At 72.9% G+C, this 5423-nt stretch carries 5 protein-coding genes, 1 tRNA gene and 1 pseudogene; 3 read left to right on the top strand and 4 right to left on the bottom strand.

Features of this window, described 5'->3' with window-relative positions:
- Window positions 1-669: pseudogene (locus tag EYA84_RS25215) on the bottom strand (hypothetical protein); the annotation flags it as partial.
- Between the two features lie 101 nt (window positions 670-770).
- Here EYA84_RS25215 and EYA84_RS25220 point away from each other — a divergent pair.
- The 3 genes from EYA84_RS25220 (at window position 771) to EYA84_RS25230 (ending at window position 2246) form a co-directional block, all read left to right on the top strand.
- A tRNA-Leu gene (locus EYA84_RS25220) sits at window positions 771-851 on the top strand.
- 103 nt (window positions 852-954) lie between these two features.
- Window positions 955-1791 (top strand): Bax inhibitor-1/YccA family protein, encoded by an 837-nt coding sequence (locus tag EYA84_RS25225; RefSeq protein ID WP_131055973.1) that lies wholly within the window; start codon window positions 955-957, stop codon window positions 1789-1791.
- Between the two features lie 122 nt (window positions 1792-1913).
- A complete protein-coding gene (locus EYA84_RS25230) occupies window positions 1914-2246 on the top strand; it encodes a hypothetical protein (RefSeq protein WP_131055975.1) in 333 nt (110 codons plus the stop codon).
- An 8-nt stretch (window positions 2247-2254) separates the two neighbouring features.
- On the opposite strand, the gene EYA84_RS25235 is transcribed toward EYA84_RS25230, so the two are convergent.
- The 3 genes from EYA84_RS25235 to EYA84_RS25245 form a co-directional block, all read right to left on the bottom strand.
- The gene (locus EYA84_RS25235; protein WP_131055977.1) at window positions 2255-3514 is read right to left on the bottom strand and encodes an acetyl-CoA C-acetyltransferase; all 1260 of its coding nucleotides are present in this window, start codon (window positions 3512-3514) and stop codon (window positions 2255-2257) included.
- 89 nt (window positions 3515-3603) lie between these two features.
- Entirely contained in the window at window positions 3604-4395 is a 792-nt protein-coding gene (locus EYA84_RS25240) for an SGNH/GDSL hydrolase family protein (RefSeq protein WP_131055979.1), read from the bottom strand.
- Window positions 4396-4456: 61 nt separating this feature from the next.
- Window positions 4457-5423, bottom strand: a 967-nt coding sequence (locus EYA84_RS25245) for an SGNH/GDSL hydrolase family protein (protein ID WP_131055981.1), incomplete at its 5' end; no start/stop codon positions are given.

Genomic DNA, 5423 nt, shown 5'->3' on the forward strand with positions numbered 1-5423 from the left:
AATAGAGACCGGGGCGGGCCGGTCCGGCCCGGCCCGCCCGGTGTCGGCGGCCCGGAGCAGGCGCACCACCAGCCAGACCACGACCGGCAGCAGCCACTGGGCGGTCATGTGCAGGTGGCTGTTGGTCTGCGAGACCATCCCGGGGCCGAAGCCGCACAGCGCGCCGCCCAGGACGGCGGCCAGGCGGTGCACGCGCAGCAACCGGGCGAACAGCAGGTACCAGGCGGTCGCGGTGGCGGCCAGGTTGCCGGCGGCGAGCAGGGCGAAGGTGACCGGCGCGCCGAACACCAGAGTGACCGGTGCGAACAGCAGGCCGAGGGCGACGACCGAGGTGTTGGCCATCAGGTTCACCCCGTCCGGGGCGTTCATCCGGTCGGTGTGCAGCCCGAAATCGCCCAGCAGGGCCCGCGCGTCCACGGTCAGGAACCACTCGTAGAGGACCTGGTCCTCGGGGTTGAGGGCGAGCACCCGCCCCGTGGGGTCGGGCCAGAGCCCGTGTGTGAGCCAGCCCGCCAGCATCACGAACACCAGCCCCACCAGCAGGTCGGCCCGGTGCCGTGAGACGGCCGCCACCAGCCGGGCCCGGCGTGGCAGGCGTACCCGATCGGTGGTGCGGATCGCCCGCTCGGACACGCCGTTTTCGCGTGCGGTGGGTGCGGCGCTGCTCACGGCCTCGACCCTAGTGCGGGTGCTCCGCGCGGGACGCCGCAGCGGGCGGGAACCCGCTACCGTGGCACTGCACCACGCGTGTCGTCGCGTCGGGGTCACCCGCCCGGGTGGTGGAACGGCAGACACGGCCGCCTTAAAAGCGGCTGCCGCAAGGCGTGCGGGTTCGACCCCCGCCCCGGGCACTCTCAGGGTTCCCTCAGCATTCCGATCGACATCGCGCTGCTCCGGCCGTCTACTCTTGTAGCGCGCGTTGACGTGCCACGACCCCCTTAGGGAGGCCAGAGAGTGAAGACTTCGAACCCGGTGCTCGCCCGGCTCGGCCAGGCGGCCGAGCGGGAGCGTGCCGCCGGGTACGCCCCGACCGGGCCGTACGGACAGCCCGGATACCCCCAGCAGCAGTACCCGCCGCAGGCCGGTTACCCCGGTGCGCCGGGTTACCCGTCCGCGCCGCCGGCGGTCACCCCCATGTCGATCGACGACGTGGTGGTCAAGACCGTCATGCTCCTGGCCATCGTCGGTGTGACCGGCGCGGCGGCCTGGGTGATGGTGCCCGACGCGCTGCTCGGCGTCGCCTGGATCGGTGCCGCCGTCGTGGGCCTTGTGCTCGGCATGATCATCTCGTTCTCCAAGATGGCGAACCCGGCTCTGGTCATCGCGTACGCGGTGGTCCAGGGCGTGCTCGTCGGCGCGGTGAGCAAGTTCTTCGAGTCGCTGTACGACGGCATCGTGATCCAGGCGGTGACCGCCACCTTCGGTGTCTTCTTCGTGATGACCATGCTCTACCGGGCGAAGGTCATCCGGGCGACGCCGAAGTTCGTCAAGGGCATGGTCGCCGTGATGGCGGGTCTCTTCGCCGTCATGCTGATCAACCTGGTGCTGGCGATGTTCGGTGTGAACACCGGTCTGCGTGACGGCAGCCCGCTGGCCATCGGGTTCAGCATCGTCTGCATCGTGGTCGCCTCGCTGAGCTTCATCCTCAGCTTCAAGGAGGTCGAGGACGGCGTCCGGATGGGCCTGCCGCAGCGCTACTCCTGGGTCGCCGCCTTCGGCATCCTGGTCAGCCTGATCTGGCTCTACATCGAGATGCTGCGCCTGCTGAGCTACTTCCAAGGCGACGACTGATCATCGCCGCCCAGCGACCGACCGGCGCCCGCCCCACCGTGGGGCGGGCGCCGTCGTTCGTAGTCGGACCCGTCGGCGGCGGGCATGATCGCCGGTTCCCGGGCGGTGCGTACAGTGCGGGGATGGGTGATTCGCCGGGGCGGGACGAGGTGGGGCGAGGAGTCGAACTGCTGGTGCGGCAGGTCGGGCACTGGCAGCACCCCCGCTGGGCGGCCACCGCCTCCCGGGGCGACGTGTCCCGGGCGGACCTGGTGCACCGGTTGGTGCAGGAGATCGCCGACCTGGCCGCCGACGCGGAGGGGCAACCCCGGCGTACCGTGCCCCGGCTCGGCAACGACCTCGTCCTGCCCGACCAGCTCCGGGTGGTCGCCGCCGACCTGCTGGCCGCCGGCCCCACCGAGCAAGTGCTGGCGCGGGCCGCCGCCGAGGTGGCCGCGACCCGCACCGCGCTCTAGGAACCGCCTCAGTTCAGGCGTTCGAGGACCATCGCCATGCCCTGCCCGCCGCCGACGCACATGGTCTCCAGGCCGATGGTCCCGTCGTGCCACTGCAACGCGTTGAGCAGGGTGCCGGTGATCCGGGCGCCGGTCATCCCGAACGGGTGACCGACCGCGATCGCGCCGCCGGCCACGTTCAGCTTCTCCTCGGGGATGCCGAGCTGCCGGTACGACGGGATCACCTGCGCCGCGAACGCCTCGTTGATCTCCACCAGGTCGACGTCGTCGATGGTCATACCGGCACGTGCCAGCGCCTGCCGGCTGGCCTCGACCGGACCGAGCCCCATGATCTCCGGCGACAGCGCGGTGACGCCGGTCGAGACGATCCGGGCCAGCGGGGTGACACCCAACTCCTCGGCCCGCTGGGCACTCATCACGACCACGGCGGCGGCGCCGTCGTTGAGCGGGCAGCAGTTGCCGGCGGTGATCCGCCCGTCCGGTCGGAACACCGGCTTGAGCGCGGAGACCGCCTCCAGCGTCACCCCGGCACGCGGGCCGTCGTCGGCGGTGACCACGGTGCCGTCCGGCGTGGTGACCGGGGTGATCTCGCGGGCCCAGAAGCCGTCGGCGATCGCCTTCTCCGCCAGGTTCTGGCTGCGGACGCCGAAGGCGTCCATCTCGGCACGGCTGACGTCGTGCACCTGGGCCAGGTTCTCGGCAGTCTGCCCCATGGCCAGGTAGACGTCGGGCAGCGCGCCCTGCTCGCGCGGGTCGGTCCAGACCGGAGCACCGGCTTCCGTGCGGCTCCTGGAGCGGTCCCGCGCCTCGGCGAACCGGGGGTTCTCCCAGCGTCCCAGCAGGGCCTGTGCCTCCGGGGGCAGGACGTCGGAGTTGCCCCGGGCATAGCGGGAGACGGTCTCGACCCCGGCGGAGACGAAGACGTCCCCCTCACCGGCGCGGATCGCGTGCATCGCCATCCGGGTGGTCTGCAGGGACGAGGCGCAGTAGCGGGTGGTCGTGGCACCGGGCAGGCCGTCCAGGCCCATCAGGACGGCGACCACCCGGGCCATGTTGAAGCCCTGCTCACCACCAGGCAGACCGCACCCCAGGTAGAGGTCGTCGATCTCGCGTGGGTCGAGTTGGGGGATCTTGTCCAGGGCGGCCTGCACGATAGTGGCGGCGAGGTCGTCCGGCCGGACATCGCGGAGCGAACCCTTGTGGGCCCGGCCGATGGGGGAGCGGGCGGTGGCGACGATCACGGCGTCGCGGGACGACTCAATCGGCATGCGCCCACGCTAACTCGGCGGTAACTTGCAGCGGAAGTTTTCCGCCGTCGGGAAATGTCACCCCGCCACGTCGGCCTGATCGACCCAGGTCAGCGACGAGGCGTGACCGCCGCTGCGGCGACCACGGCCGGCAGCAGGGCGTGCGCCCAGACCCGGTAGCCGTCGGCGGAGGGGTGGTAGCCGTCGTGGCAGAACGTGCCCGCGTCGGCCCGGAACACCGGACCGGTCTCGGTGCCCAGGTCGACGACCGTGCCACCGGCGTCCAGGACCGCGCCGGTCTGCGCCCGCGCCACCCAGCGCCCCACCAGGCCGACGACCTGACGCAGGGGCGGGGCGATCGCGCGGACCGCCCCCAGGTCCGGGCAGGTGCCGACGACGACCTCGACGCCCGCCTGGCGCAGCCGGTGCACGGCGGCACCGAGGTAGGCGGCGGCGTCGGCCGGGCGGCGCATGCTGGTCACGTCGTTCGCGCCGACCAGGATGACCGCGACGTCCGGCCGCTCGCCGAGCAGTGCCCGCGCCACCTGGGTGGCCAGGTCGGTCGAGCGGGAACCGGAGACGCCGACGCTGGACAGCTGCACCTGCCGCCCGGCGGGTCCCTCGGCGAGCAGCTCGGCCAGTTGACCGCCGATGGTGTCGCCCAGACGGTCGACCCCGACGCCGAGCGCCGAGGAGTCGCCGAGCAGCACCAGACGCAGCACCGGCGCGTCGCTGCGACCGACCGTGGCCCGCAGCGCCAGCCCCAGCTCCGGCTGGGCGTACCGGCGGTTGCGTGCCGCCACGGCCTGACCGGCCAGGACGGCGGCACCGCCGAGCGTGCTGGCGAGCAGGGAGACGGCGGCCGTGCGGGCGACCCGAGCGCCGGGCGACCGCCCGGTCATCGTGTCGCTCCCAGGCGCGTGCCGGTACACCGTGGCCCGTGCTGCTGCCTGATCCGCTCAGTCATCTGAGTCCCTCCACTGCGGGTGAGTCGATCGCGGAGGTCGGCTGTGGCGTCGTGCCGCCCCCGAAGAAACCCCGGCGGCGAAGCTGTGCCCACCGGCCGGCCGGCCCGCTCTCGCTGCCACGGACCTGCGTTCCGCTGACCTCCGTCCCCGGGTGCTGGGCCGCTTCCTGAGCGGCCCTCGGCAATGACCGTACGCCTTCCGGGCGCATGCGCGAAGGCCCGCGTTCGGCTCCCTGCCCGAGCGCGGAGACCACCGTGGGCAACAGGGCGGCGGCGGCTGCCGCATAACCCTCGGCGGACGGATGGAACCGGTCCCAGGCGAACATCCGTCCCGGCTCGGCGTCGAACCGGGGACCGAGCAGGTCACCGAGGGAGACCGTCCAACCGCCCGCCGACACGACGGCGACGGTCTGGGCGGCGGCGAGCTGCCGACTCCACCGACGGGCCAGCCAGCGCAGCGGCGGCTGGATCGGCCGGATCGCTCCCAGGTCGGGACAGGTGCCGACGACGACCTCGGCCCCGGCCGCCCGCAACGCGCGAACCCCCTCGGCGAGATGGCGGATGGCCAGGGCGGGTGGCGTCCGGTTGGTCACGTCGTTGGCGCCGATCAGGATGACCGCGACGTCGGGATCGCAGTCCACGGCCGCCTCGACCTGGAAGCGCAGGCCCGCCGAGATGGCGCCGACCACGGCGAAGCGGTGCAGCCGGACCGGCCGTCGCAGCCGCCGGGACAGACCGGTCGCCAACAGGGCACCAGGCGTCTCGCGGCGGCGGTGCACGCCGTAGCCGGCGGCCGAGGAGTCGCCGAGCACGACCACGGTGATCGGCGTACCCGGGAACTTCGCACCGTAGACCCCGTCGCAGCGCGGCGGTGGTGCCTCGGCCATCGGGATGGTCCGTCGGGCCTGCCGGGCCTGGCCGAACAGCACCCCGGTGGTGGCCGCCGCGGCTGCCACCGTGGCA

The organism is Verrucosispora sp. SN26_14.1 (assembly GCF_004307965.1).
Lineage (GTDB): Bacteria > Actinomycetota > Actinomycetes > Mycobacteriales > Micromonosporaceae > Micromonospora.